This window comes from Hoeflea prorocentri, assembly GCF_027944115.1.
In the GTDB taxonomy this organism is placed as follows: Bacteria; Pseudomonadota; Alphaproteobacteria; order Rhizobiales; family Rhizobiaceae; genus Hoeflea_A; species Hoeflea_A prorocentri.
In genome coordinates, this window is sequence record NZ_JAPJZI010000002.1 from 284,356 (window position 1) to 308,785 (window position 24,430).

24 protein-coding genes and 1 tRNA gene are annotated in these 24,430 nt (G+C 59.0%); 9 read left to right on the forward strand and 16 right to left on the reverse strand.

Features of this window, described 5'->3' with window-relative positions; all coding sequences use genetic code 11:
* Nucleotides 1–14: 14 nt before the first annotated feature.
* The 4 genes from OQ273_RS22890 to argH all read right to left on the reverse strand — a co-directional run bounded on the left by OQ273_RS22890 (nucleotide 15) and on the right by argH (nucleotide 5,636).
* Nucleotides 15–2,504 carry a TIGR02302 family protein gene (locus tag OQ273_RS22890; protein ID WP_271292129.1) on the reverse strand — a complete coding sequence of 830 codons (2,490 nt, stop codon included), beginning with the start codon at nucleotides 2,502–2,504 and terminating at the stop codon, nucleotides 15–17.
* Nucleotides 2,505–2,691: 187 nt separating this feature from the next.
* Complete coding sequence (gene lysA / locus OQ273_RS22895; RefSeq protein WP_267993428.1) at nucleotides 2,692–3,957, reverse strand: diaminopimelate decarboxylase; 1,266 nt, start codon at nucleotides 3,955–3,957, stop codon at nucleotides 2,692–2,694.
* 12 nt (nucleotides 3,958–3,969) lie between these two features.
* Nucleotides 3,970–4,155 (reverse strand): LPS translocon maturation chaperone LptM, encoded by a 186-nt coding sequence (lptM, locus tag OQ273_RS22900; RefSeq protein WP_267993429.1) that lies wholly within the window; start codon nucleotides 4,153–4,155, stop codon nucleotides 3,970–3,972.
* A gap of 92 nt (nucleotides 4,156–4,247) precedes the next feature.
* The gene (gene argH / locus OQ273_RS22905) at nucleotides 4,248–5,636 is read right to left on the reverse strand and encodes an argininosuccinate lyase (protein WP_267993430.1); all 1,389 of its coding nucleotides are present in this window, start codon (nucleotides 5,634–5,636) and stop codon (nucleotides 4,248–4,250) included.
* 28 nt (nucleotides 5,637–5,664) lie between these two features.
* Between argH and tlpA the strand changes: the two genes are divergently transcribed.
* A complete protein-coding gene (tlpA, locus tag OQ273_RS22910) occupies nucleotides 5,665–6,360 on the forward strand; it encodes a thiol:disulfide interchange protein TlpA (protein ID WP_267993431.1) in 696 nt (231 codons plus the stop codon).
* 19 nt (nucleotides 6,361–6,379) lie between these two features.
* Nucleotides 6,380–6,778, forward strand: coding sequence for a RidA family protein (locus OQ273_RS22915; RefSeq protein WP_267993432.1), 399 nt, complete (start codon nucleotides 6,380–6,382; stop codon nucleotides 6,776–6,778).
* 32 nt (nucleotides 6,779–6,810) lie between these two features.
* On the opposite strand, the gene OQ273_RS22920 is transcribed toward OQ273_RS22915, so the two are convergent.
* From OQ273_RS22920 to OQ273_RS22950, 7 genes are all read right to left on the reverse strand, one after another.
* Nucleotides 6,811–7,692: a 3-hydroxybutyryl-CoA dehydrogenase gene (locus tag OQ273_RS22920; protein ID WP_267993433.1), complete on the reverse strand. Its 882-nt coding sequence runs from the start codon at nucleotides 7,690–7,692 to the stop codon at nucleotides 6,811–6,813.
* Nucleotides 7,693–7,820: 128 nt separating this feature from the next.
* The gene (locus OQ273_RS22925) at nucleotides 7,821–8,750 is read right to left on the reverse strand and encodes an electron transfer flavoprotein subunit alpha/FixB family protein (RefSeq protein WP_267993434.1); all 930 of its coding nucleotides are present in this window, start codon (nucleotides 8,748–8,750) and stop codon (nucleotides 7,821–7,823) included.
* Nucleotides 8,751–8,766: 16 nt separating this feature from the next.
* Entirely contained in the window at nucleotides 8,767–9,516 is a 750-nt protein-coding gene (locus tag OQ273_RS22930) for an electron transfer flavoprotein subunit beta/FixA family protein (protein WP_267993435.1), read from the reverse strand.
* A gap of 219 nt (nucleotides 9,517–9,735) precedes the next feature.
* The gene (locus OQ273_RS22935) at nucleotides 9,736–10,494 is read right to left on the reverse strand and encodes a rhomboid family intramembrane serine protease (protein ID WP_267993436.1); all 759 of its coding nucleotides are present in this window, start codon (nucleotides 10,492–10,494) and stop codon (nucleotides 9,736–9,738) included.
* A 6-nt stretch (nucleotides 10,495–10,500) separates the two neighbouring features.
* Entirely contained in the window at nucleotides 10,501–11,076 is a 576-nt protein-coding gene (locus OQ273_RS22940) for a cob(I)yrinic acid a,c-diamide adenosyltransferase (protein WP_267993437.1), read from the reverse strand.
* A gap of 14 nt (nucleotides 11,077–11,090) precedes the next feature.
* The gene (locus tag OQ273_RS22945) at nucleotides 11,091–11,288 is read right to left on the reverse strand and encodes a twin transmembrane helix small protein (RefSeq protein WP_267993438.1); all 198 of its coding nucleotides are present in this window, start codon (nucleotides 11,286–11,288) and stop codon (nucleotides 11,091–11,093) included.
* A gap of 19 nt (nucleotides 11,289–11,307) precedes the next feature.
* Nucleotides 11,308–12,138, reverse strand: coding sequence for an SDR family oxidoreductase (locus tag OQ273_RS22950; protein ID WP_267993439.1), 831 nt, complete (start codon nucleotides 12,136–12,138; stop codon nucleotides 11,308–11,310).
* Nucleotides 12,139–12,336: 198 nt separating this feature from the next.
* Between OQ273_RS22950 and OQ273_RS22955 the strand changes: the two genes are divergently transcribed.
* Both OQ273_RS22955 and OQ273_RS22960 read left to right on the forward strand, forming a co-directional pair.
* Nucleotides 12,337–13,164 (forward strand): YihY/virulence factor BrkB family protein, encoded by an 828-nt coding sequence (locus OQ273_RS22955; RefSeq protein WP_267993440.1) that lies wholly within the window; start codon nucleotides 12,337–12,339, stop codon nucleotides 13,162–13,164.
* A gap of 211 nt (nucleotides 13,165–13,375) precedes the next feature.
* A complete protein-coding gene (locus OQ273_RS22960; RefSeq protein WP_267993441.1) occupies nucleotides 13,376–13,663 on the forward strand; it encodes a hypothetical protein in 288 nt (95 codons plus the stop codon).
* Nucleotides 13,664–13,699: 36 nt separating this feature from the next.
* Here OQ273_RS22960 and gluQRS read toward each other — a convergent pair whose 3' ends face one another.
* Nucleotides 13,700–14,590, reverse strand: a complete 891-nt coding sequence (gene gluQRS, locus OQ273_RS22965; RefSeq protein ID WP_267993442.1) for a tRNA glutamyl-Q(34) synthetase GluQRS — start codon at nucleotides 14,588–14,590, stop codon at nucleotides 13,700–13,702.
* 158 nt (nucleotides 14,591–14,748) lie between these two features.
* On the opposite strand from gluQRS, the gene OQ273_RS22970 reads away from it, so the two are divergent.
* Entirely contained in the window at nucleotides 14,749–15,375 is a 627-nt protein-coding gene (locus OQ273_RS22970; RefSeq protein ID WP_267993580.1) for a DNA-3-methyladenine glycosylase family protein, read from the forward strand.
* Nucleotides 15,376–15,499: 124 nt separating this feature from the next.
* The gene (locus tag OQ273_RS22975; protein ID WP_267993443.1) at nucleotides 15,500–16,057 is read left to right on the forward strand and encodes an HNH endonuclease; all 558 of its coding nucleotides are present in this window, start codon (nucleotides 15,500–15,502) and stop codon (nucleotides 16,055–16,057) included.
* Nucleotides 16,058–16,069: 12 nt separating this feature from the next.
* On the opposite strand, the gene OQ273_RS22980 is transcribed toward OQ273_RS22975, so the two are convergent.
* Complete coding sequence (locus OQ273_RS22980; protein ID WP_267993444.1) at nucleotides 16,070–17,452, reverse strand: AraC family transcriptional regulator; 1,383 nt, start codon at nucleotides 17,450–17,452, stop codon at nucleotides 16,070–16,072.
* Nucleotides 17,453–17,485: 33 nt separating this feature from the next.
* Here OQ273_RS22980 and OQ273_RS22985 point away from each other — a divergent pair, with 33 nt between their 5' ends.
* Nucleotides 17,486–19,882 carry a right-handed parallel beta-helix repeat-containing protein gene (locus OQ273_RS22985; protein ID WP_267993445.1) on the forward strand — a complete coding sequence of 799 codons (2,397 nt, stop codon included), beginning with the start codon at nucleotides 17,486–17,488 and terminating at the stop codon, nucleotides 19,880–19,882.
* 82 nt (nucleotides 19,883–19,964) lie between these two features.
* On the opposite strand, the gene OQ273_RS22990 is transcribed toward OQ273_RS22985, so the two are convergent.
* Nucleotides 19,965–20,480, reverse strand: coding sequence for a disulfide bond formation protein B (locus OQ273_RS22990; protein WP_267993446.1), 516 nt, complete (start codon nucleotides 20,478–20,480; stop codon nucleotides 19,965–19,967).
* A 17-nt stretch (nucleotides 20,481–20,497) separates the two neighbouring features.
* Nucleotides 20,498–21,079 (reverse strand): YqaA family protein, encoded by a 582-nt coding sequence (locus OQ273_RS22995; protein WP_267993447.1) that lies wholly within the window; start codon nucleotides 21,077–21,079, stop codon nucleotides 20,498–20,500.
* A 140-nt stretch (nucleotides 21,080–21,219) separates the two neighbouring features.
* Here OQ273_RS22995 and OQ273_RS23000 point away from each other — a divergent pair.
* Both OQ273_RS23000 and OQ273_RS23005 read left to right on the forward strand, forming a co-directional pair.
* Nucleotides 21,220–21,306: transfer RNA gene (locus OQ273_RS23000), tRNA-Leu, on the forward strand.
* Nucleotides 21,307–21,507: 201 nt separating this feature from the next.
* Nucleotides 21,508–23,139 (forward strand): AMP-binding protein, encoded by a 1,632-nt coding sequence (locus OQ273_RS23005; protein ID WP_267993581.1) that lies wholly within the window; start codon nucleotides 21,508–21,510, stop codon nucleotides 23,137–23,139.
* Between the two features lie 12 nt (nucleotides 23,140–23,151).
* Here OQ273_RS23005 and OQ273_RS23010 read toward each other — a convergent pair whose 3' ends face one another.
* Entirely contained in the window at nucleotides 23,152–24,429 is a 1,278-nt protein-coding gene (locus OQ273_RS23010; protein WP_267993448.1) for a GNAT family N-acetyltransferase, read from the reverse strand.
* Between the last annotated feature and the right edge of the window lies 1 nt (nucleotide 24,430).

Genomic DNA, 24,430 nt, shown 5'->3' on the forward strand with positions numbered 1-24,430 from the left:
GGTCGCGTTTTACTTTACCGGTTGTCGAGCAGTCTCTCGAGATAAAACCGTTCCATTTCCGGCCTGAAACTATCACCAAGGCGCTCGCGTATCGCTTCCAGAATGCGCCTTGCACGCTGGATGTCCGCTTCTTCCGGAACTTTGACATCCTCACCGAAATCGGGGCCTGAATTGGCGCGGGGCCGTCCGAGCGGGTCCGTGCCAAGCGGGTCCCGGCGCGCTGAACCCGGTTGTTGCCCCGGGCTTTCGCCCATGGCCTGACGCATCTGATTCATCATCTGTTGAGCGCCGTCGCGCAAGGCCTGCAGTGCACGGCCCTGTTCATCGACGGCGGTGCCGCCCTCACCTTCGCCAAGCGCCTTTCCGGCTTCCCCCATGGCCTCTCCGGCTTCACCGAAACCCTCGTTCTGGCCGAGGCCGAATTCCTCAAGCTTTTCCTGCAATTCACCGAGCTGCTGTTGCAGGGCTTCCTGTTGCTCGCGCAACTGCCGCAGGGCCTCGCGCAGTTCTTCCTCGGTCATCTCGCCCTGGTCGCCGCTCTGGTTCTGCTGGCCTTCCTCGTTCTGGAAATATTCCTGCCGCCGTCTTTCCCTGAGCGCCTGCTCCAGATCGTAGGTTTCTTCCATGAGCTGCTGCTGCTGTTGCATCAGTTCGCCGAGCTTGTCCATCTGCTGGCGCATGGGATTGTCGCCCGGAGCCTGCTGGTGCTGGCCGGTCTGCAGATTGTTCATCATGCGCTGCAGCTCGGACAGGAGCTGTTGCGCCTGATCGCGGGCGCCCGATTGGGCGAGGTTCTCGATCTGGTCGAGCATGCGGTCGAGGTCCTGCTGACGCAGGATGTTCTGCAAGGCCTCCGTAGGCACCTGCTGGAGTGCATTCTGGTTCTGTTGCATCTGCTGTGCGAGCGCCTGCAGGAACTCGTTCATCGCTTCGCGCAGTTCATCCATCAGGGCCTGGATTTCTTCATCCGACGCACCGTTCTCAAGCGCTTCAGACAGGGCCCGCTGAGCGTCGCGCAGCCGGCGCTCCGCAAAGGAAAGATCGCCGTCCTCAATGCCGAGAGCAATGTCCCACATATGGTCGGCCGCGTCGCGCAACATGTCGTCGTCCCAGGCCTGCTTGACCCTGGAGCGCGCCGATTTGATCAGCAGATAATGGGTGCTGTTCTTGATGGTTTCTTCGGGGGCGATGGTGACTGCATCGTTCAGTTCGATCACCCGGTCGATCCGGTTGGCATCGAGCGCGAGAACCTGACGCTGTTCCGCGACCGAGCCGGCGAGCAGATTGCTGAAGAACCGCCCGGGAAGGATCATCTGATATGGGGCGCTGCGTCCGGTCTGTCCGGTGAAATCCTCGGCGACGAGGGTGATTGTGACGGGTTTTCCGGCGAGCGGATGTTCGGTCAGATCGCGGCTTTCGCGGCCCTTGCGTTCATGCGCTGTCTTTCGCGGCAATGTCAGCGGGTATTCCGGCGGATCGTAGAGCGGTCTCGCGTCCGCCCCCTGTGCTTCGACCGGGACGATTTCCGCATAGGCACGCTGAACGCCGTAATCATCGCTTAGTACAAAGCCGATTTCCAAGGCTCCGTTCACCGCACGCCCCGGCTCGCCGTCAAACGTGATTTCAGGTGCGTTATCGGGAATGAGCTCGAAGCGCCAGCTCTCAGCGAGCTGTGTTCCCTTGCGGACCTCGAGCGCACCATCGGCAGGCGCATCGAAGCGGTAGTTGAAGGCCTTGGTGGCGGTCGGCTGAGGCGAGGAGCCGGCAGCCTGATCATCAACCGGAATGGATATCTCTTCGTTGCCGGAGCGGTAGATCACCTGTTCGCTGCCGGTTCCACCGACGATGCGGACCAGCATCTCGCTGCCCTGCGGCACGGAAATGATCTCCGGTAAATCCTTGCTGCTTCCGGTCAGAAACAGGGGCGCCTTCCCGGTATATTCGGGTGGCGTGACCCAAGCATCAACCCGCATGCCGGCGATCTGTTGCACCGGCTTGTGGCTGTAAAACGCATCACCAAGCAATCCGGACCGGCTGGAATAGGAATAGGCAAAGCCGACGACAAACAACAGCACGACCACAGCACGAAGGCCGTAAGGATCGAGTTTCGGCGTATCGGGCTGGGGCGGTGCAAGGTGTATGGCCCCGACCCGTTTTGCCATGCGCTTCTGGTGGGCCTGCCAAAGAGACCTTGCGAAAGGGTCTTGCGATTCAAGCGTATCGGACTGGACCGCCAGTGCCTGGTGGACAATGGCGTTGTCCCTTTCCAGGCGCTGCAGAGCAGCTCTTCTGCCCGGCCAGTGAACGCTGCGCAGAGGGTAGAGGGAGGCAAGGAACCCGATGGCAAAGACGCCGACGCTCGCCATGCGCAGCCAATCCGGAACAAGCCGGAAATAACCCAGCCAGGAAAAGGCTGCGAACAGGGCCACAACACCGATGACCGGCAGCAGACGCGGCCAGATGCCTTCGCATAAAAGGATAAGCTGCGTGGCGCGCGTGCGCATGCTAATGCTCCGCAGCAGTGCCTGCCCGGTCGAGTATCCCTGCGGTTTCGGTTCCGCCATCGGCGTCGAATCCTCCTGATATCAGGATAGAAGGATAGCATCCTTTGCGGCAAAGGCGAGACGGCGCAACAAATTGTGAGCGGCAATCAGCCCGTCTTTCAGGTGCAGAATCGCGCTGGCGGGCCGTTCAAAGCCAGTCAGGAAGGGAATCCAGCCCGATCAGCTCCTCGTAGCTGGGGCGTGGCCTGACGACGTGAAAATCACCACCATTGACAAGGACTTCGGGAACCAGAAGCCTGGAATTATAGGTCGATGACTGGACCGCGCCATAGGCTCCTGCAGAGCCGATGGCGATCAGATCGCCGGCTTCCAGTGCAGGCAACTTGCGGTCCTTGGCGATATAATCGCCGCTTTCGCAGACCGGTCCGACAATATCGGCTTCAATGTCGGGCGTGCCTGGAACGGGAACGGCAACGGGCCTGATTTCATGCCAGGCTTCGTAGAGCGTCGGCCGGATCAGGTCGTTCATAGCCGCATCAACGATGACGAACGTCTTGTTGCCCGTGTCCTTCACATAGATCACTTCACTGACCAGTATTCCGGCATTGCCGGCGATCATGCGCCCGGGCTCGAAAACCACCTTGCAGTTCAGCGATTTCAGGTTTTCCAGCACGACATCGGCATAGGCCAGTGGATCAGGCGGCGGATTGTTGTCGTCGCGATAGGGGATGCCGAGGCCGCCGCCGACATCGACATGATCGATGGCATGGCCCGCCTCGCGCAACCGGGCGACCAGCGTCTGCAGCAGTTTGAAGGCGTCGTCATAGGGCTGCAGTTCGGTAATCTGGCTGCCGATATGCAGATCGATGCCCGTAACCTTTATGCCCGGCAGGTTTGCCGCGCGGGCATAAACCGCTTCGGCATCGCGCCAGGAGATGCCGAACTTGTCTTCCTTCTTGCCGGTGGAAATCTTGGCATGTGTCTTTGCGTCGACATCCGGGTTGATGCGGAAAGAGACGGACGCGGTGCGGCCAAGGTGCGATGCCCGCTGGCTGATCATCTCCAGTTCGGCTTCCGATTCGATGTTGAAGCACAGGATTTCGGTGCTGAGGGCGTAATCGATTTCGCGGACCGTCTTGCCGACGCCGGAAAAGACGATCTTTTGCGCCGGTATGCCGGCAGCAAGGGCCCGGCGCAGCTCACCCTCCGACACAACGTCCGCTCCGGCTCCCAGCCTGGCAAGTGTTGCCAGGACGGCCTGGTTGGAGTTTGCCTTCATTGCATAACAGACGAGGGCGTCAATCTCCTTGAACGCGCCGGCAAACACCTTGTAGTGGCGCTCCAGCGTTGCTGTCGAATAACAATAGAAGGGCGTGCCGACCGATCGTGCGATCTCGGCAATGCTGACATCCTCGGCATGGAGGATACCGTCCTTGTATTCAAAATGATTCACTGGGCTGGCAGCCTATTGGATGAGCGGGTCGAGAATGAAGCGACGTTCAGGAACCGGCTTGTCCTTTTCCTCCGGATCCTCGGCGACCTGACCGCGCGGCGGTGGCACTTCAAGGGGCCCCTTGCGGCCGCAGCCGGCAGCTACCAGTCCGATCAGTACTAGAAACATTGCAGCTTTGACGGCTGATGTGGCGTTCATGGAGCGCTCGCAATTATCCGGAACTCGTGATGAAGCTCTTTTAGACCGTTTCGGTGCAAATGTGCACCCTGTTTATGCGCGTTACCGCTTTGTTAGAGCTGCGCGCGCCACCAGGCGATCTGCTCACGCACATTATCCGGCGCCGTGCCGCCGAAACTTGTGCGGCTGGCAACCGAGGCCTCGACGGTCAGGACCGAATAGACACCCTCATTCACAGACGGGTTCAAATCGCGCAGATCCTCAAGCGGCAGGTCCGCCAGGTCGCAGCCGCGCTCTTCGGCAAGCGCCACCGCCCGGCCGGTCACGTGATGGGCTTCGCGAAACGGCAGTCCTGCCTCGCGAACCAGCCAGTCTGCAAGGTCTGTCGCGGTCGAATAACCCGATCCGGCAGCCGCCTTCATGCCATCGTTCAGGACTTTCAGGTCCGAGATCATTCCCGTCATTGCGGCGATTGCCAGTTCCAGCGTCTCGGCTGCGTCGAAGACCTGTTCCTTGTCCTCCTGCATGTCCTTTGAGTAGGCGAGCGGAAGTCCCTTCATCACCGTCAGCAGGGCAATCAGTGCACCGCTGATGCGTCCGGTCTTGGCGCGGACGAGTTCGGCGGCGTCCGGGTTTTTCTTCTGCGGCATGATGGAAGAGCCGGTCGAAAAGGCATCGGATAGCCGGACAAAGCCGAATTGCGGCGTCGACCAGATGACGATCTCCTCGGCAAGACGTGACAGGTGGGTTCCGCAGATGGCCGCCATACTGAGGAACTCGAGCGCGAAATCCCTGTCGGAAACGGTATCGATCGAGTTGCGCGTGGGCGCTGAAAAACCAAGCGCGCCGGCGGTGTTGTGCCTGTCGATGGGAAAGCCGGTGCCGGCAAGGGCGGCAGCGCCGAGAGGGCATTCGTCAAGCCGCGCAAGCGCATCGCGCACCCGCGAGCGGTCGCGGCCGAACATTTCCACATAGGCCATGCAATGATGTCCGAACGTGACTGGCTGCGCCGTCTGCAGATGTGTGAAACCCGGCATGACGGTGTCGGCATGCTCTTCGGCGCGGTTGAGAAAGGCGCCGATCAGATTTGTCAGTGCGGTTTGTGTTTTCTCAATCTCTGCGCGGACCCACATGCGAAAGTCGAGCGCGACTTGATCGTTGCGCGAACGGGCCGTGTGCAGCCGACCGGCCGCCGGGCCGATCAGATCGGACAGCCGCGCCTCGATATTCATATGAATATCTTCAAGCCGCCGCGAGAATTCGAAGCCGCCACTCTCGATTTCTGACATTATCGTGTTCAGGCCCTGCACAATCTTGTCACGATCGTCTGAGCTTATTATTCCAGTGGTGGCCAGCATATCGGCGTGGGCCAGCGAGCCGCGGATATCCTCGGCGTAGAGTTTCCGGTCGAAATCGATTGACGCGTTGATATCTTCCATGATCGCGTCGGGACCGGAGGCGAAGCGTCCGCCCCACATCTTGTTGGAGGATTTACCGTTCATGTGTCAGTCAGCTCCGGAGATGACGTAAATGTCGGAACAAAAAAACGGAAACACCACGATCTTCATGATTGTCGGCGCCGCTGTTGTCCTGGCCATCGTGGCCGTTCTGGCTGCGGTATACGTGAATGATGCGCCGTCTGGCAACAACTCAAACGGGGCGAACAGCGCTGTAGCGCCCGCCGCCGCGTGCTCCGGTTCGGTGGAACTGGCAAAGGCCGTAGAACCGTTCGCCACGGGTCATGTTGCCGCCATGGCATCGGCGAGCGAGCCGAGATCGCTGGCGTTTCTGTCGTTCAACTCACCACAGGGCGAAAAGATGACGGTCGGTGACATGTCTGGAAAGACGCTGCTGGTCAATCTGTGGGCGACATGGTGCGCACCCTGCCGGGAAGAGATGCCGGCGCTTGACGAACTGCAGAAAGTCATGGGCGGCGAAGACTTCGAGGTCGTCGCCATCAATATCGATCAGGGTGACGACAGCAAGCCGACGGCATTCCTTGAGGAAATCGGCGTCGCCAGTCTCGGCTACTATCGCGACAACACAATGGGCGTTTTTAACGATCTGAAGAAAGAAGGCCTTGCCTTCGGCCTTCCGGTGACGCTGCTGATCGATGAGGCGGGCTGCCTAGTCGCCAATATGAACGGCCCGGCACACTGGTCGAGCGATGATGCCAAGGCCTATGTCGGCGCGGCGCTTTCCGGCCGGCAGCAGCCGTCATCTTAGTCTGCCTGGACCCTTGTTGATGGCTAAGCGTACTCTAATTCCGCCATTATTGGCGGCGGCGGCCGGAAAGGCGAAGATGTCGCCGGCCATCGTGTCCGGCGATCATGTTTTCCTGACGGGTTCGACAGGCGGAAATGCAGAAGGGGTCATGCCCAATGATCCCGGTCAGCAGTTTCGCAATGCATTTGACAAGATAGGGGCAATCCTGGACGAGGGCGGCATGACGCTACAGTCTGTCGTTGAGATGACCACCTACCACGTCGGCTTGCGTGATCACTTCGATCTGTTCGATGCCGTGCGGCTTGAATACTTTGACGAACCCTATCCGGCTTGGACGGCGGTGGAAGTCGCGGGCCTCAGGCGTGAGGGTGCTGTCGTCGAGATACGTGTGATCGCGTATTCCGGTTCCACAGGCTGAATGTAAAACCGTGCCGCATCCGGCAAGGACCTTTAGCGCGTCGGCACCGGCTCCTCGCCGCGATAGTCGTAAAAGCCGCGCCCGGTCTTGCGGCCGAGCCAGCCGGCCTCGACATATTTCACCAGCAGCGGGCAGGGCCGGTATTTTGAATCGGCCAGCCCGTCGTAAAGCACCTGCATGATCGACAGGCAGGTGTCGAGGCCGATGAAGTCGGCAAGCTGCAGCGGGCCGATCGGATGGTTGGCTCCAAGCTTCATCGATGTGTCGATGGCTTCAACCGTGCCCACGCCCTCATAAAGCGTGTAGATCGCCTCATTGATCATGGGCAGCAGGATGCGATTGACGATGAAGGCGGGGAAATCCTCGGCCACGGTCACCGTCTTGTCGAGGGAGACAACAAATTCCTTGGCCGCATCGAAGGTGATGTCGGCGGTGGCGATGCCGCGGACCAATTCAACCAGCCGCATGACCGGGGCCGGGTTCATGAAGTGAATGCCGATGAAGCGCTCGGGCCGATCGGTCGCCGAGGCAAGCCGGGTTATCGACAGGGACGAGGTGTTTGTCGCCAAAATGGCTTCCGGGTTGAGAACCGGGCACAGATTGGCAAAGATTTTCCGCTTGACCGTCTCGTCTTCCGTCGCTGCTTCGATCACCAGATCCAGCGATGCGAGGTCTTCGACAGATGGCGCGGCGATGATGCGTCCGATCGCCTTGTTACGGTCGGCATCCTTCAAGGTTCCGGCCGCAACCTGTCGGGCCATGTTGCCGTTTATCGTCGCCAGCCCATCCTTGATGCGTTCCTCGGACACATCGTGCAGATGGATATCGTAACCGGCAATTGCGCAAACATGCGCAATACCGTTACCCATCTGGCCTGCTCCGACTATTCCAACAGATTTGATCGCGTTGGCCATTTTTATTCCGTTCTTTCGGGGTGTCGCGTGCTTACGCCGCTCGTCTGTTACAAACTAAATGGCCGGGCTGGTAACGTCCAGCCCGGCCAGTAAGTTTGCGTGACGAATCTGCTTAAGCAGTGATCGGGCTAAAGCGCCTTTTCCAGCTCGGGCAGGGCGTCGAAGAGATCTGCGACAAGACCGTAATCGGCAACCTGGAAAATGGGTGCCTCCTCGTCCTTGTTGATGGCGACAATGACCTTGGAGTCCTTCATGCCCGCAAGGTGCTGGATGGCGCCCGATATGCCGCAGGCAATGTAAAGGTCCGGTGCGACCACCTTGCCCGTCTGACCGACCTGAAGGTCGTTGGGGGCATAACCGGCATCGACCGCTGCACGGGATGCGCCGACGGCGGCACCCAGCTTGTCTGCAACCGGAAGGATGACTTCCTGGAATTTTTCCTCGGAGCCAAGGGCGCGTCCGCCGGAGATGATCACCTTTGCAGATGTCAGTTCGGGGCGGTCGCTTTCCGACAGTTTTTCTTCCACGAAGGTCGAAAGTCCCGGATTGTCTGCTGCGGAGATCGTCTCGACTGCTGCCGAACCGCCTTCACCGGCAGCATTGAAGCCGGCGGTGCGCACGGTGACGACTTTTTTGGCGTCTGTCGCCTGAACGGTCTGAATCGCATTGCCCGCATAGATGGGGCGTTTGAAGGTGTCGGCACTCACCACTTCGGTGATGTCCGAGACCTGCATGACGTCCAGAAGGGCTGCGACACGCGGCATGACGTTTTTGCCTGTGGTCGTCGCGGCGGCGACGATGGCATCATAATCGCCGGCCATGGAGACAATCAGCGCTGCCATCGGCTCGGCGAGGCTGTATTCCAGCTCGTCGGCTTCAGCCAGAAGCACCTTGGATACGCCATCGAGCTTTGCAGCTTCGTCGGCGGCGGCCTTTGCACCTTTGCCGGCAACCAGCACGTGGACGTCACCGCCCATCTGCGCAGCAGCCGACAGGGCCTTGGCGGTCTGATCGGAAAGGGACGCGTTGTCGTGTTCCGCAAGAAGAAGAGTAGTCATGCGTTTGATCCTTTCCTTAAAGCACGCCGGCTTCGTTTTTAAGCTTGTCGACAAGCTCGGCAACGCTTTCAACCTTGACGCCGGCCTTGCGGCCCTCGGGCTCTTCGGTGGTCAGTACTTTAAGCCTTGGAGCGGTGTCGACGCCGTAATCGGCAGTGGTTTTCTTGTCGAGCGGCTTCTTCTTGGCCTTCATGATGTTCGGCAGCGAAGCGTAGCGCGGCTCGTTAAGCCGCAGGTCCGTCGTGACGACGGCGGGCAGTGTGATCTCGACAGTCTGAAGGCCACCGTCAACTTCGCGCGTCACGGACGCCTTGCCGTCGCCGATTTCGATCTCAGAAGCGAATGTGCCCTGTGACCATCCAAGCAGTGCGGCAAGCATCTGTCCCGTCTGGTTCGCGTCGTCGTCAATGGCCTGTTTGCCGACAATGACGAGGCCGGGATCTTCCTCAGCGACGATCGCCTTGAGGATCTTGGCAACGGCAAGCGGTTCGACCGTGTCGTCCGTCTGGACCAGGATGCCGCGATCGGCACCCATGGCAAGGGCCGTCCGGATAGTTTCCTCGGCCTTTGCCGGTCCGATGGAAACGGCGACGATTTCCTCAACCTTGCCGGCTTCTTTCAGCCGGATCGCTTCCTCGACCGAAATTTCGTCAAAGGGGTTCATGGACATCTTGACGTTTGCAAGCTCAACACCCGAGCCATCGGGCCGGACGCGGATCTTGACGTTGTAGTCGACGACCCGTTTTACTGGGACCAGAACTTTCATTCGCTTACCTTTCTCAAATCGTGCGCAGGACTTGGCACATCCGGCGTGTCCGATGCTGGCTGGAAGGCGACATGATCATGTCCATTTCTGGCCAGAAACACCCGGATTATTTGAAATACTGAGCCTCTCGGCAGTCACATATCTGCAAGTGGCCTTGTCGGTCAATTGCGTTTGTGCCGCAGGGACGGGATTTCGCCTGTTTCGTTGCGGTTGCCCGCCTCAGCGGCCCCAGCGTCTTTCGACTTTCGGAACCGGTGATTTGTGCCTGACAACCGCGCGGGGCGAGACAATCTGACGGTCAAACAGCGGTACGTCGCGTCTCTTCAGCAAGACGACGAGGATAGCACCTGCCACGATGCCGCCCACATGGGCCGCCCAGGAGACAGCGCCATCGCTGTCGGCAAACACCATGACGAACTGATAGCCCACCCATATCAGCAGCGGGACAAAGGCTGGCAGGGGTAATGGAATACGCCACATAACCAGAACCCAGATCCTGACACGCGGGTGGAGGATCAGATAGGCGGCGACGATGCCGGCAACCGCGCCGGAAGCGCCGATGAGCGGCGCCTCCGAGCCGGCATTGAACAGGCCATGGGCCAGCGCGCCGGCCGCCGCGCAGGCAAGGTAGAAGATGAGGAAGCGGAAATGGCCGAGTGCGTCCTCGATGTTGTCGCCAAAGACCCACAGGAAGACCATGTTGCCGGCAAGATGCATGAAATTGGCATGCAGGAAGGAATAGGTGATGTAGGTCGCCGTTTCCGGCACGAGCGTCAGACCCGGTGCAAGCTCTGCCGGTCCGAAGGCAACGGCAGGGATAAAACCCAGCCCGAGGACGGCGGCTGTTGTCAACTCACCGTCCGCACCGCTCAGGGCGGTCAATACCCAGACGATCACATTGATCGCGATAAGTGTCAGGGTGACGTATTGGCGATCAATATGGTCGAGGTCGTTGCGATCGTTGAGCGGTATGAACATGAGCGTCTAACGGTTCTTGCCCGGCACCCAGAGAATATCGCTGCGGCCATTGTCATTGGCGCAACGCGCGGCCACAAACAAGAGATCCGAAACGCGATTGATATAGCGCAGGCCGTCAGCGTTGACGTGAGCGCCGGTACCAGCCAACGCGACCATGATCCTTTCCGCCCTGCGGGTAACTGTGCGCGCCTGGTGAAGTGCCGCGGCTGCCGGTGATCCTCCGGGCAATACAAAAGAGGTCAATGCGTCGAGATCGGCGTTGAGCCTGTCAATCTCGGTTTCAACGCGGCTGACCTGATCCGCGGTGATGCGCAGCGGTTCATAGTCGAGTTTTTTTCCTTCATCAGGCGTCGCCAGATCGGCACCGAGATCGAAGAAATCATTTTGCAGGCGCGCAAGCATGGCGTCGAGGGTGGCGAGATCACCGGTGTGCAGGCGCGCCATGCCGATACAGGCATTGGCCTCGTCAACGGTGCCGAAGGCCTCGACCCGAAGGTCGTTTTTCGGGCAGCGTTCGCCGGTGCTCAGTCCGGTGGTGCCGTCGTCGCCGGTGCGCGTGTAGATTTTATTGAGTTTGACCAAAATCGTCTCCCGCTTTAACGGCCGCCGCCGGTGATCCACAATACAACCACGATCAGAACCACGGCAATGAATTGCAGGAGCACGCGAAGCTGCATGAGTTTGTTGGACAGATTGCCGGAGCCGCCGCGCATCATGTTTATGAGGCCCCGGATGAGCACGAAAACAACGGCGGCCATCGCCACCAGTGTCAGATAGTAGAAAAAGGATGCCATTGCTGTTCCTGCTTTAGCGCTAGCGTTTCTCGATGAGGCCGTAGAACACGCTTGTCGGGAGAAGACGTTTCATCAGGGTCGCAATCCTTGCGGGCCGGGTGATAACATAATGGGGCCTCGGCCGCCGGCTTTCCAGTGCATGTTTGAGCACGGCATAAACGGCGTCCGGTTTGAGCTTGGTTCTGGAACGTACGCCGCCCTGCCGGAGCCGTTGCAGTTCCTTTTGATAGTCGTCCCGGTGAACGGACCCCTCGACATCGATATAGCGTTCGACATAGGCCAGCGCATTGGTTGCGAATTTCGACTCGATCGGACCGGGTTCGATCAGGCTGAGATGGATATCGGTACCGGCGAGCTCGTGCCGCAGGGTCACCGACAGGCCTTCCAGGGCAAACTTTGAAGCGTTGTAGGCGCCGCGAAAGCGCAGGGGAACCAGGCCCAGGATCGACGAACACTGCACGATGCGCCCATGGCCCTTATTCCTCATGACCGGAACGATGCGTCGCGTGAGCTCGTGCCAGCCGAAGAAATTGGCTTCGAACTGTTCGCGCAACACATCGGTGCTGAGGTCCTCAACGGCGCCCGCCTGTCCGTAGGCGCCATTGTTGAAAAGCGCGTCCAGCGTGCCGCCGGTTGCTTCAAGGACGTCACTTGTCAGTGTCGCGATGCTTTCGGGTTCACGATAGTCGAGATAGAAGGCCTCGAACCCGTCCTGCTTCAGCGCCTCGATATCTTCGGCCTTGCGGGCCGTTGCAAAAACCCGCCAGCCATCGTTGCGCAGCGCACGCGCGCAATAGGCGCCGATGCCAGAAGAGCATCCGGTAACAAGAATGTTTTTTTGATCTGGCATGAAGGCCCGGTCCGTGATGGCGGCCCCACCCGGGACCATTGAAGAAAATGCTGTCTAACGTCTGCACAATGTCTTTGACAAGCGGCGGGGTGCCTTGCGATCAATAAGTTGTTCTTCAAGAGTGCGCGATTTGTTATGCAATCGCCGCATATTCTGCGGCAGACGGCCGGTGCGGCACCGACGAGGTGGAGAGAGCGTATGACGGCAGCTTATCTGTGGAGAGTGGTTCGTGAGGCCGTCGTCCACTTCAATCAGGACGACGGCTGGGCGATGGCCAGCCACGTCGCCCTTTCCACGCTGCTGGCGATTTTCCCGTTTCTTATCTTCGCAACGTCGCTTGCGAGTTTTGTCGGTGCGGATGCCTTCGCCGATACTGCTGTCCACATTGTCTTCGATACCTGGCCGAAGTCGATCGCCGAACCGATATCGCAGCAGGTCCTGCAGGTGCTGACAGTCAATCGCGGCGGCGTTCTGACCGTTTCGGTCCTTGCGGCCGCGTTCTTTGCGTCGAACGGTGTGGAGGCGCTACGGGTTTCGCTCAACCGTGCCTACCGCGTGACGGATCGCCGGTCGATCTTCTTCAACCGGGCGCAAAGTCTTGGCTTCGTCGTGATCGCCGCGCTCATCCTGCTGGCGATCAGTTTTCTGCTTGTCCTTGCTCCCATCCTGACGAAACTGATGCGGGACTGGCTTCCCTGGTCGGAAGACCTCATTTCGCACCTTGATAACTGGCGTCTGGTGGTTGCGGTGATCGTGCTCTTTGTCGGTCTCATCGTATGCCACAGGTGGCTGCCGGCCGGCTACAGGTCCATCCGGGCGACCTTACCGGGTGTTTTGGTTACCATGATCTTCTGGATGGCCGGTGCGTTGCTCTTTTCGGCCTACCTGCAGCAGTTTTCCACCTATGTGGCGACCTATGCCGGCCTTGCTTCCATCATGATCGCATTGATTTTCCTCTATATTGTCGCTGCGATCTTCATTCTCGGAGCAGAGCTCAACGCCTCGATCCTTGCTGAGAAGCAATAAAGGCCGAAACGCCCCGGCAGTTCCGCTGTGCCGAAGTCCTTAAAAAGCTGTCCTGCCTGTTGAAAGAACATTAACCGCACCTCTCGGAAACCCGCAAAAATGATGGGTTTTGGGGTAGTATTTGTCCCTGGCAAATGAATTGTCACGCGGAGTTACTTGTTTGTTGTGGGCGGTATCAAGTCTCGGCGTCTGCAAATGACGGAGCTTGGACATGTTTACATTCCTGTCACCGGAACTGGCTTACGCGCTGATTCTCGCGTGTGCCATGATCTGGTTTTTTGCCGGTCATGCCATGGATGGCATCATGGGCACGATCGGCTTCGGCGTGTTTGGCAACATGATCGTGATGGCGACCGGCCAGGCCCTCGGGATGATCCTGGTGGATATGGCCGGCCTTCCGCTGAACAGCATGCAAGTGCTTGTGGCAGCATCGTTGCTCGGCGCGTTTGGAGCGCTGCTGCTTTTGGCTCTGCTGAAGCAGATTTTTCTGCGGATCTGACACCAGCCAAAGACCGTTGAAGCATGCAAACCGGCGTCAGATCCTGGCGCCGGTTTCGCACATCCGAATGACCTCGGCGGCTGATCGCCCGGCGTCTCTGAGGGCACCGATGCCGGTGTCGCTCTGGCTCTTGGAGAGCTTGCGCCCCTGCGCATCAACAAGCAGCGCGTGATGGCAGTAGTCCGGCTCGGGAAGGCCAAGCAACGCCTGTAACAGCCGGTGCACCGATGTGGCGTGAAAGAGATCGTGCCCCCTGACAATATCCGTGACACCCTGACGGGCGTCGTCGACAACAACGGACAGATGATAGCTCGTCGGCGTATCCTTGCGTGCGAGAATCACATCGCCCCAGGCTTGCGGCTTTGCCGGGATGTGTCCGGTTTCGCCCTTGGGCCCGCATCCCGCCTCCCGCCAGCCGATGGGTTGGCCCAGCCGGGCGCAGGCTGCCTCCATATCAAGTCGCCAGGCAAAGGGCCGGCCTGACTCTGCCAGGTCCTGCTGCTCAGCGCTCGTCAGGTTCCGTTCATTGCCGGGATAAAGCGGTGCGCCGTCGGGGTCGCGCGGCCAGACCTTTCCGCCTTTCTCATATTCGGCGACATGATCCTTGATCTGGGAACGGGTAAAACAGGCTGGATAAACAAGTCCCATGTCCCGCAACTCATCCAATGCAGCGCGATAGTCGGCGAAATGGTCGCTTTGCCTGCGGACGGGTTGTTCCCACTCGATGTTCAGCCAGTGCAGATCCGCAATGATCTGCTCTTCAAACAGCGGTGTGCAGCGTTCCGTATCGATATCCTCCATCCGCAACAAAAGACGGCCACAGCACTCCTCGGCCATGGCTTTGTTGCACAGTGCGGAATAGGCATGCCCCAGATGAAGGCGGCCATTGGGGCTGGGAGCAAAACGAAAGACGCGTCGTTTGCTCATCGCTCCTGTCCTGCGTCAGGCGTCATTCGCTTTGGTCCCTTCATTCGATACTGCGGCCGTTGTATTAGCAAAACACCGGCGCGGTGAACATTGCCGCCGGAAGGGAGCTTTTTGCAGTGAACGATGCACGGCCAAGACGTATCGAGACAGCAACCGACATGTCGGAGGGGCTGGCGGCGCTTGCCGCGATGGACAGGCGCCTGGGCGCGGTCATCGAGAGGGCCGGGCCTGTTCCGCTGCGGCGACGCGAACCCGGCTATCAGGGCCTTGCGGAGATTATTGTCGCGCAGATGGTCTCCAAAGCTTCAGCATCAGCCATTTGGCAACGGCTTCAAGACGAGGCGGGCGGCGGGTGTACACCCGAAGCGATTGCCACGCTCAGCGATGCGCAGTGCCGCCGGATCGGTCTGTCGCGCTCGAAGGAGGCGACATTGAAGGCCGCGGCAGCAGCCGTTCTTGAGGGCGTTGTCGACCCGCAAGCGCTTTGCACCATGCCGGCGGACCGGTCGATCACCGTCATGACCGGCATCAAGGGGATCGGTCCCTGGACTGCCGAGGTGTATCTGCTGTTTTGTGCCGGCCATCCCGATATCTTCCCGGCAGGCGATGTGGCGCTGCAGAGCGCCGCCGCGCACGCCTTTGAACTGGATGAGCGCCCGGATCAAAAGACGCTGCGTGAAATGGCTGGTGACTGGCAGCCCTGGCGCGGTGTCGCAGCCCGCCTGTTATGGGCCTATTACGCCACGGAGATGAGGCGTGGTGACGTGTCTCCGACCGGCGACTAGCCTGTTGCGCTTCGGTCACCGCCGCGACGTTCAATCGCGGTCAATTTCCTGAGATTACTTCACAATCCTGTAACAACCGGCCTAATATATCGGAGACAAGCGGCGAATCGCTCAGGAGAGTGAGTTGACGATAGCAGTTTCACCCGACGCGCTTCCGGCGCTGGTACTGAATGCCGATTACCGGCCGCTCAGCTATTACCCCTTGTCGCTATGGTCGTGGCAGGATGCGATCAAGGCGGTGTTCCTCGACCGGGTCAATATTCTAGCCGAATACGAACACCGTGTGTCCTCGCCAAGCATGTCCATGGCGCTGCCGAGCGTTGTGTGCCTGAAGACTTATGTGAAGCCGAGCCGTTATCCCGCGTTCACGCGGTTCAACGTGTTTTTGCGCGACCGCTTCCAGTGCCAGTATTGCGGCACCGATGCGGATCTGACCTTCGACCATGTCATCCCGCGCCGCTATGGCGGTGAAACGACGTGGGAGAACATCGTTGCTGCCTGCTCGTCCTGCAATCTGAAAAAGGGCGGCAAGATGCCGAAAGAAGCGCGGATGTATCCGTCGCAGAAGCCCTACCATCCGACTGTGCATGACCTGCACAATAACGGGCGCAAGTTTCCGCCCAACTATCTGCACGAAAGCTGGATGGACTATCTCTACTGGGACGTCGAACTGGAGCCGTAGCGCCGGTTTGCTCTACGCGCTTTTCTTTCTGGCTTCCTCTGGCAAGGCGAGTCCCCTTCTCCACGCGCCCGGCGATTTGCCAAACAGGCGTTTGAATGTTGCTGAAAACGACGCCCCGGAATCATATCCGACCGATAGGGCAATTCTGTTAATAGAGCGGTTCGGCTCCATCTCGAGCTGCCGGGCGGCCAGAATCATGCGCCATCGCGTAAGATAACGCAGCGGCGTTTCACCGGTCGTTCGCGAAAAGCGGGCTGCGAAGGTTGACCGGGACATGGCTACCTCGGAGGCTAGTTCCTGCACTGACCAGTTACGGGAGGGTGATTCATGCATGGCCTGCAGAGCCTTTGCGACTTGAGGGTCGTGCAGACCCTTTAGCCAGCCAATTTGCTCCGGTGACGATCTGGTAAGCCAACGACGCATGAATGAGAGGTACAAAAGGTTCACCAGACTATCCAACTCGGCCAATGCGCCAAGCTGGTCTGAATGCGCTTCCGCCGCTGCTCTGCGCAGCATGGGCTCAAATGAGGCAAAGGTTTCATCGCCCAGGCCGCTTAGCGTCGCATGATCAGGGAAGGTCTCGATCAGATTCTTGGCGGTCTGGCTGCTGAAATTGAACCGGGCGCAAATGATCGATGTTTCGGGCCCGTCGGCCTGCTTCTCCACGCCGCTGATTTCACCGCTCTCGACGGCGTGCATACGCACCCGCGTATCGTTCTCCGCAAACGTTACCTTCGGAGCATCCGGCGCGCTTCCAAGAACGTGTGCGTGCCCCCTGGTGAACATCGTCATGTCGCCTTCTTCAAGACGGATGGTTTCGCCTTTGAATGTGACGCAGGCGGATCCCTTAAAAATGAGATGGAAGACGGCTTCATCGGCTTCGGGCGATTCAAAAGCCCAGTCACCTTGCAGTCGCAACAATCCCGTAACGCGGTTCCTGGCGGTGATATTGTTCAAGATATCACTGACGACATCCACGGCCGTGATCCTCCTCTCGGCGGTTTGCACATAAAGCCCGGACTCAAACTCTTGCAAGGCCTTCACTTCGTTATGCTGGAAGTTGCATCCGATGCGCTTCACATGCTCAATAGTCTGAAGTCGAAACCATCTGTCAATATTTGGGACGCCGGGATTCTTATTCGAGAGTCCTGATGATTGGCTATTGCCGGCTTCCGCGCAGAGAATCCACGGGCGCCACTGCCGCGAGTCTCCATTGTCAGCACGATTCCGGCCCGCCGCAGTGATTGAGACGATCACGTAAACAAATGAGACAATCGCACATAGCCAGTTCCCGAACCCGCATGCACATTCGCCCCAAATTGAGGTGAACCGGCTTTCCGAGGCGTCGTGCGGTGTCTGTGCATCGAAGGGGTGTCCTCGAAGCCTGTCGGGCATGTTGCCCGGTCTGAGAAACGAGGAAACCCGAATATGACAATCTCACTGCCGAGCCCGAAGCGCGGTTCCATTGTCTTGGCCCTTCTGTGTTCGACGGCTTTGATTGCGCCGTCGCCGCTCATCGCTCAGGAGGTTATCGACGTTACAGATCCCCTCCTTATCACCAATGCGCTCACGCCAGGCGGGTTGGGGGTGGAGGCAGGTGACACGGTCGTCATCGATGAAAACGTCTCAATCATCGTGGACAACATTCCCGGGCTCGATTTCTTCCAGCTGAACCTCGACGATGTCAGTATCATCAACAATGGCTCCATTTGGACAAACGGAACCATCGCCGAATTCTACGGTGATGGAATTTACTTAAGCCGAGGTAACAACATTTCAGTCACGAACAACGGGTCCATCAGCGTCGGTGACGGTGAAAGCTCCGCAATCTACTTGAGGAATGTCGCCAACAGCCAGGTTGTCAACAACGGGCTGCTCGAAATCCGGGCTGAAGCTGCGGAAGAAATTGAACAAAACCAGAGGCCCGGGCTTTCGAGTGGCTTTAGTGCTGGTATGCGGGTTGATGCCTATGAATCGATCACGGACTCCAATGACAATATCACCGGCGCAATCGTGCGCACCGGCAACCTGCTCGTGAACAACAATACAATCATGTCCAATGTGCTGCAGAGCAGGGGCATGTATATCGACGGCGCAACCGGTCCGTTCTACCTTTTCTCGAACTCCACCGCCGTCAACAATGGTAACATCCTGATGATGGCCGAAGCGGACATCCGCAGTTTCGGCACCTTTGACAACAGCGGTTTGCGGGCAGAGGGTCATGGCAACACGTTGATCAATAACGGATTGATCGAGATTCATCCCGAAGGCTTCGGTATCGATGGCAACGGGGCCGCCAACACGATCAGAAATTACGGTACCATTCGGACTTTCTACGGCGAATCCCACGGGATCGAGAACTATCGAAATCAGACGGACGTGCCTGCCGGCACACCCATGAACGAGACTTACAATTTCGGTCATATTGAATCGTTTGGTGCTCCCATAGAGATCGTCGAAGAACGTGTCGTGTTTGATCAAGATGGAAACCCGGTGCGTGATCAGGATGGCAATCTGGTAACGACTATTGAAAACAGTCAGAGACAGGGACGAGCTGGCCATGGCGTAAGCTTGACCGGTCATCAGTTCCATAAATTTGTCAACGCCGGCACCATCATCTCACACCACGGCTATTCAATCGATGTCAGTGCTGACCAGCCGACCGATGATGCTGATATCGATTTGCACCTAAATGATGGCTCGATCCTTTACGGCGACGTCTTCGTCTCCTTCTTCGACCGCATCAATCGCTTTACCGGCGTGACGACGCGGGAAGGAAATGACAAGCATACAAGCCTGGCACTGGGTGATGGTCTCAACGCAACCATACGCTTCGATCTGTTCGCCGAGTCCGGTAGGGACAACAATGGGAACGCTACACTGCGTGGCGGCGCGCTGCCGGATGAGATCACGTCATACCACAACAGCCATGTCGTGGATGAGGGGCTAGGCATTGTCTACGTCGCCGATCTGGACTCCTATTCCCAGCAGGACCAGGCGCTATGGCGCATGACCTCGATCCTGCAGGACGCAATCGAAGCTGGCAGCGGCACCCAGCTGCCGGCGAACACCTATGGCTTTGCGAAGAATGTAGAGGGACGGTGGACGCGTGCATTCGGCGGCGGGCTGTTTGCGCAAAGAGACGGGGCAGCGCCGGCCTACAATGCCGGCTCAGCAGGGCTGGTGACTGGTGTGGAGTCGCAGCCCTTAGGGTTTCACGGCGGTGTTGCCGTCTCTCATGTCGCAGGCAATGAGGATGTTTCCTATGAGACGACGTCAGCGAGTGTCTTCGGCGGTGTTTCTAGCGATCTTGCAGAATCGGTCGGCTATTCGTTCACCGTTGGTGCCGCCGTCAACAGCACTGATCGCGATCAGGCCGACAACAGAGTTATGGGCGGGATCGACAGCGACAGCGCGAACTATGCCTCGATCTTCGTAACGCCGTCGGTACGTGTTGACGGTCCGATCAGAGGAAGCTCCGTCAGGCTGCTTTATACGGGCCTGTGGCAGCAGGGCCATACGTTCAACTTTCCGGCCGGCACCATCCTGTCGGTCGATGATCGTTTCGCCAATTTCGTGCAGTCGCGTTTCCAGATGCAGCACAGGCTGGGCGCAGCCACGCTCGCCTATGGTGTCGAGGCCAGTTGGACTGACGGACAGGATATGAGCTTCAGTCTTATGGGAACGGACCTCGCTACGCCTTACGATGACGGGTTCTACTCCCGCTTCTTCTCCAGGGTTCATAACGACAAAGGTTACCTCGAAGTCGGCTACGATACTGAGAAGCGGGCAACCGCCGAAGCCGGACTCAAAATCACTTTCTAAGTCCAACACTCCTGTCGTCAGTCTTTTCCGAGTCGGCTGTTGCTTCTGTCGGCTCGGCTTTCTTGATCGAGAGCCGGATGTGTTATTTCACGACGGACCATGCCCCGCGCAGGCAGCCGGTCGCGAGAACGACACTGGTGATAACGTTCCAGCCGGCGAAGGATAGGCCGAGGAAGCGCCCGGCCGCTTCGTCGCAGGCCGGAGGCGTCTTGGCGTTGATATCGGCAAGCAGGTTGGATGCGTCGGTCGTCAGGCCGGCGGCGCCGCCACAGTCAGCCGGGCCCGGCCACCAACCCCATTCGACCCCGGAATGGTAGACGCCGAGGCCGGCGCCGTAGAGCATCAGCAGGCCGCCGGCGGCAAAGAGGAGGCGTGTCACAACAACGGGCGCCCTGAACATCGATGCGGCGGCGGCCGCAAGCATGACCGGCACGCCGATATAATAGGGTGTCCGCTGCTCCAGACATAAAGCGCAGGGAATAAAACCGCCTATATGCTCGAAGCCAAGTGCCGAGCCAACCACAACGGCCATGGCCAGCGCGAGGATCAGCGCCTCGATCGTCTTTGACTTGCCGGTCAATGCATGTTCAGCGGCCATTGCTGACTCTATCCTTCCTAGAACACGAACCTTATTGCGTAAAAGCCGCCGATCAGCAGCACCATGAATATGACGAAAAGAATACCGAGATATTTTTCGATAAAGGTGCGGATCGGTTGGCCGAAATGATAGAGCAGATAGGCAACCAGGAAAAACCGTAGGCTGCGGCCGATCAGGCTGACCACGATGAAGGTGACCAGATTCAGCCCCGTTGCGCCGGAGAAGATTGTCAGGACCTTGTAAGGAAACGGTGTGATCGCAGCAAAGAGCACGCCCCAGCCGCCATAGGTGTTGTACCACTGGCTGATCTGGTCGAAGGAATCTTCCTTGCCGTAGAAATTCAGGATCGGTTTGCCGACGGCCTCGAAGAGGAACATGCCGATGGCATAGCCAAGAAGGGCGCCGGCCACCGAAGCGATGGTGCAGATCAGCGCCGTCTTCCACCAGGATTTCCGGTCGGCAATGACCATCGGTATCAAAAGCACATCCGGAGGGATGGGAAATACCGAACTTTCAATGAAAGAAACGCCGGCAAGACCGGTGCGTGCATGCCGTGTTGCGGCAAGCGACATGGTCCAGTCATAGAGGCGTCGAAGCATGGTGTGATCCCCGTTGGCGCGGTCGTTCTTAGCAGAATCGGGTGAGGCGTAAACAGAATTCGGTCATTTGTGCCTGAAAGCTAGCAAATGCAGGTTGACCGGATGTTACCGGCTCTTATATTCCACCTGCTGCATGACATGCGGGTGTGGCGGAATTGGTAGACGCGCGGGATTCAAAATCCCGTATCTTAATCGATGTGTCGGTTCGAGCCCGACCACCCGTACCACAGCAATTTCCCGGTGCGCCCGAGGCCGTCAACGCGTTGCCTGTCGATTGGTTCCTTGGAAAAGACGTTTTCCCATCCGTTTCAGATCATATCCGCCGGTATCCGGCCAGTGAACCGTCCGGGGCCGGAGCTTGCCAGGCCTTGCAAAGGCGGTCGTGTCGCCTGTAAATCGGCGGATTGAAAGAGTGAGGTCGATTGAGCATGCTTCCGGTTCGTCAGTCCTATGAGGCGCTTGTCCGGGATTTTGCCTGGGCCATCCCGGATCGGTACAACATCGCCCGATCCGTTTGCGATGACTGGGCGGAAAGGGAACCGGATCGGGTCTGCCTGCTGCACTACATGCCGGATGGTGAGCCGGATCAGCTGACCTATGGCGATCTGCGGGAAAGGTCCAATGCGCTGGCGGCCGGGCTTGCCGCACTTGGCGTTGGCCGTGAAGACCGGGTCGCCCTGCTGTTGCCGCAGGGTTTTGATACGGCCATTGCGCATGTGGCGATCTACAAGCTCGGCGCTATCGCCGTGCCGTTGGCTCTTCTGTTCGGTATAGAAGCGCTGGACTACCGCCTGCGGACATCTGGGGTGAAATGCGTGATCACCAATGAGGCGGGTTCTGAGAAGGTACGCCAGATCGCTGGAGGGCTTGATGGATTTGCCGGCATCGTCTCGACGGATGAGGTGACAGGCACGATTTCGTTTCAGGAGTTGATCAGCTCTCATCCGGGCCGTTTTGAGACCGCCGATACAGGTGCCGAGGATCCGGCCCTGATGATCTTTACATCCGGCACGACCGGGCCGCCAAAGGGCGCGCTGCATGCGCACCGGGTGCTGCTTGGCCATTTGCCGGGTGTTCAGTTGCCGCACGAGTTTCTGCCGCAGGAGGATGATCTCTTCTGGACGCCGGCGGACTGGGCCTGGGCGGGCGGCCTGCTGAACGTGCTGTTGCCGGGGCTTCATTTTGGTGTGCCCGTGGTGTCCTCCGCGGCGCAGAAGTTCGATCCGGAGACAGCGTTTCGGATCATGGAAAAAACCGGCGTTCGTAACGCGTTCATTCCGCCGACAGCACTGAAAATGCTGCGTACCGTGGAACGCCCTTCCGAACGCTTTGACCTGAAACTGCGGACCATCGGATCGGGCGGCGAGTCACTCGGCAAGGAGACCTATGAGTGGGCCCGGCAGGAGCTTGGTCTGACGATCAACGAATTTTACGGACAGACCGAGTGCAACCTGGTTGTCTCATCCTGCGGGAAAATCGGCGTGAGCCGCGCGGGCGCTATCGGTCGCGCCGTTCCGGGGCATACTGTTGCAATCATCGACCGGGACGGTCAGGAGGTATCGCCGGGAACGCCGGGCCAGATTGCGGTCAAGCGGCCCGACCCGGTAATGTTCCTGCGTTACTGGGACAATGAGCCCGCCACCCGCTCCAAATTCATCGGCGATTGGATGCTGACCGGCGATCAGGGAATCATGAGCGAGGATGGCTACATCGAGTTTTTCGGCCGGGATGACGACGTGATCACCTCGGCCGGTTACCGGATCGGCCCCGGAGAAATCGAAGACTGCCTGACCGGTCATCCGGCGGTGGCGCTGGCGGCGGCCGTTGGCAAGCCGGACGCTCTGCGCACGGAGATTGTCAAGGCCTATATCGTTCTTGCGCCCGGACACAAGCCGAGCCACGCGCTTGCGGGCGAAATTCAGGATTGGGTCAAGGTTCGGCTGTCGGCGCACGAATATCCGCGAGAGGTTGAGTTCCTCAAATCGATGCCATTGACGACGACCGGAAAGGTCATTCGCAGGGAGCTGCGGGACCGCGCTATTCGCGAGGCGGGCGTCTAGTCCAATCCAGATCTAACGTCCCCGGGTCATGCCGCGCAGCTTGTTCCTCACGATCCGCGCAATGTTGCGTGTTTCGTTATAGAGGTGCAACTGCGTTTCGACCTGGCGCATGTCGCGGTCGCTTGACTGCGAAAGGCCGACGATCAGCGTTCCCATCCTGCAGCGCTCGCGCCAAAGCCGGCTCATGACCGGATGGTCTTCAACCGCGCAGGAATCGCTGATGGTGATATTCGGATCCTCAAGATGCAGGGCCGTCAACTCGTCCATAAGGAGTTGTCCCGGAGACAGCGAACTGAAGGTCTCGTTATAGGCTGTTTTCCAAGTATAGGCTGTGCCGCTCTGGATAAATACGATCATGGAAGCGATCGCCTCACCGTTCAGGTTGAGCGTGTGAATGCGCACATTGTCGGTTTCGGCAAGGTCCGTGATGGCCTCGCGGGCGAAGGCAGCACGGTACCGGTCAACCACCATCGCGGTGCGGCGGCGACCTTTCCAACCGGACGCTTCCAGCGCGAGAAACTCCTCCATCCGGTAACGGATATCACCGGGCTGGCGGGCAACGTCATAGGTGACCTCGCCATGCCCGCCGAGCAAACGCAACTGCCGCCTGCGTTCGCGCAGATGTTTGGAGGAAAGCGATTGTTTGAGATACTGCGTGCCGTCAAGCGTGCTTTTCAGCATTGGCCGTTCGAACGGATCCGTCTCGGTGATTGGAAGGCCGCGACTGACCGCGACGGCGCGGAGCAATTGAACAAACGGGCCGTCGAGACGTGCAGACGGGATGATGAGCACCGATGGCAGATCGAGCTTGCCGGATCCCAGTGTTTCGAGGAGATTGTCGAGCGTTTCGGCGGCGCCCTCCTGATCGAGCAACGGCGTGCCCAGCGGGCCGAAATCGTTCGCCCAGGCGCGAATGATGGGTGAGCCGATGGCAAAGCCCGGCCGTTCAATCGAAAAGGGCATGAGGAAGCGCAGCCTGCTGCGGCGTTCGTCCTCGTCGCGCATGATCATCAGCCGGATTTCCTTGTCTTCCAGCCGGGGCATGGCGGGCGCCATGAAGCGGGCGGAGAAGAAGACGTTGCCTTCGAGCGCCCTGTTGGTCAGGAAATCGAGCTCCCGGCGCAGGTCGTATCCCGCGCGGGCCGGATAGATGCACAATTGCCGTGACTTGCGGCCGGCCTCAACCGAGATCTCGGCACTCGGGCGTTCGATTGTGATCCCGGCCACCGTGGTGGCTGTGGTTGCGCCGGCACCGCCGGGTTCGTCCTGCAGGAAAGGATTTGAAGACATG

Coding starts and splice junctions, on each gene's coding strand:
- OQ273_RS22890 (WP_271292129.1), bottom strand. CDS start 2,504: ATGCGCACGCGCGCCACGCAGCTTATCCTTTTATGCGAAGGCATCTGG.
- OQ273_RS22930 (WP_267993435.1), bottom strand. CDS start 9,516: ATGAAAGTTCTGGTCCCAGTAAAACGGGTCGTCGACTACAACGTCAAG.
- OQ273_RS22995 (WP_267993447.1), bottom strand. CDS start 21,079: ATGCTTCGACGCCTCTATGACTGGACCATGTCGCTTGCCGCAACACGG.
- OQ273_RS22915 (WP_267993432.1), top strand. CDS start 6,380: ATGGCTAAGCGTACTCTAATTCCGCCATTATTGGCGGCGGCGGCCGGA.
- OQ273_RS22990 (WP_267993446.1), bottom strand. CDS start 20,480: ATGGCCGCTGAACATGCATTGACCGGCAAGTCAAAGACGATCGAGGCG.
- OQ273_RS23010 (WP_267993448.1), bottom strand. CDS start 24,429: ATGTCTTCAAATCCTTTCCTGCAGGACGAACCCGGCGGTGCCGGCGCA.
- OQ273_RS22985 (WP_267993445.1), top strand. CDS start 17,486: ATGACAATCTCACTGCCGAGCCCGAAGCGCGGTTCCATTGTCTTGGCC.
- OQ273_RS22945 (WP_267993438.1), bottom strand. CDS start 11,288: ATGGCATCCTTTTTCTACTATCTGACACTGGTGGCGATGGCCGCCGTT.
- OQ273_RS22980 (WP_267993444.1), bottom strand. CDS start 17,452: ATGCCCGACAGGCTTCGAGGACACCCCTTCGATGCACAGACACCGCAC.
- OQ273_RS23005 (WP_267993581.1), top strand. CDS start 21,508: ATGCTTCCGGTTCGTCAGTCCTATGAGGCGCTTGTCCGGGATTTTGCC.
- OQ273_RS22970 (WP_267993580.1), top strand. CDS start 14,749: ATGTCGGAGGGGCTGGCGGCGCTTGCCGCGATGGACAGGCGCCTGGGC.
- OQ273_RS22960 (WP_267993441.1), top strand. CDS start 13,376: ATGTTTACATTCCTGTCACCGGAACTGGCTTACGCGCTGATTCTCGCG.
- argH (WP_267993430.1), bottom strand. CDS start 5,636: ATGAACGGTAAATCCTCCAACAAGATGTGGGGCGGACGCTTCGCCTCC.
- OQ273_RS22920 (WP_267993433.1), bottom strand. CDS start 7,692: ATGGCCAACGCGATCAAATCTGTTGGAATAGTCGGAGCAGGCCAGATG.
- gluQRS (WP_267993442.1), bottom strand. CDS start 14,590: ATGAGCAAACGACGCGTCTTTCGTTTTGCTCCCAGCCCCAATGGCCGC.
- tlpA (WP_267993431.1), top strand. CDS start 5,665: ATGTCGGAACAAAAAAACGGAAACACCACGATCTTCATGATTGTCGGC.
- OQ273_RS22935 (WP_267993436.1), bottom strand. CDS start 10,494: ATGTTCATACCGCTCAACGATCGCAACGACCTCGACCATATTGATCGC.
- OQ273_RS22955 (WP_267993440.1), top strand. CDS start 12,337: ATGACGGCAGCTTATCTGTGGAGAGTGGTTCGTGAGGCCGTCGTCCAC.
- OQ273_RS22950 (WP_267993439.1), bottom strand. CDS start 12,138: ATGCCAGATCAAAAAAACATTCTTGTTACCGGATGCTCTTCTGGCATC.
- OQ273_RS22925 (WP_267993434.1), bottom strand. CDS start 8,750: ATGACTACTCTTCTTCTTGCGGAACACGACAACGCGTCCCTTTCCGAT.
- lptM (WP_267993429.1), bottom strand. CDS start 4,155: ATGAACGCCACATCAGCCGTCAAAGCTGCAATGTTTCTAGTACTGATC.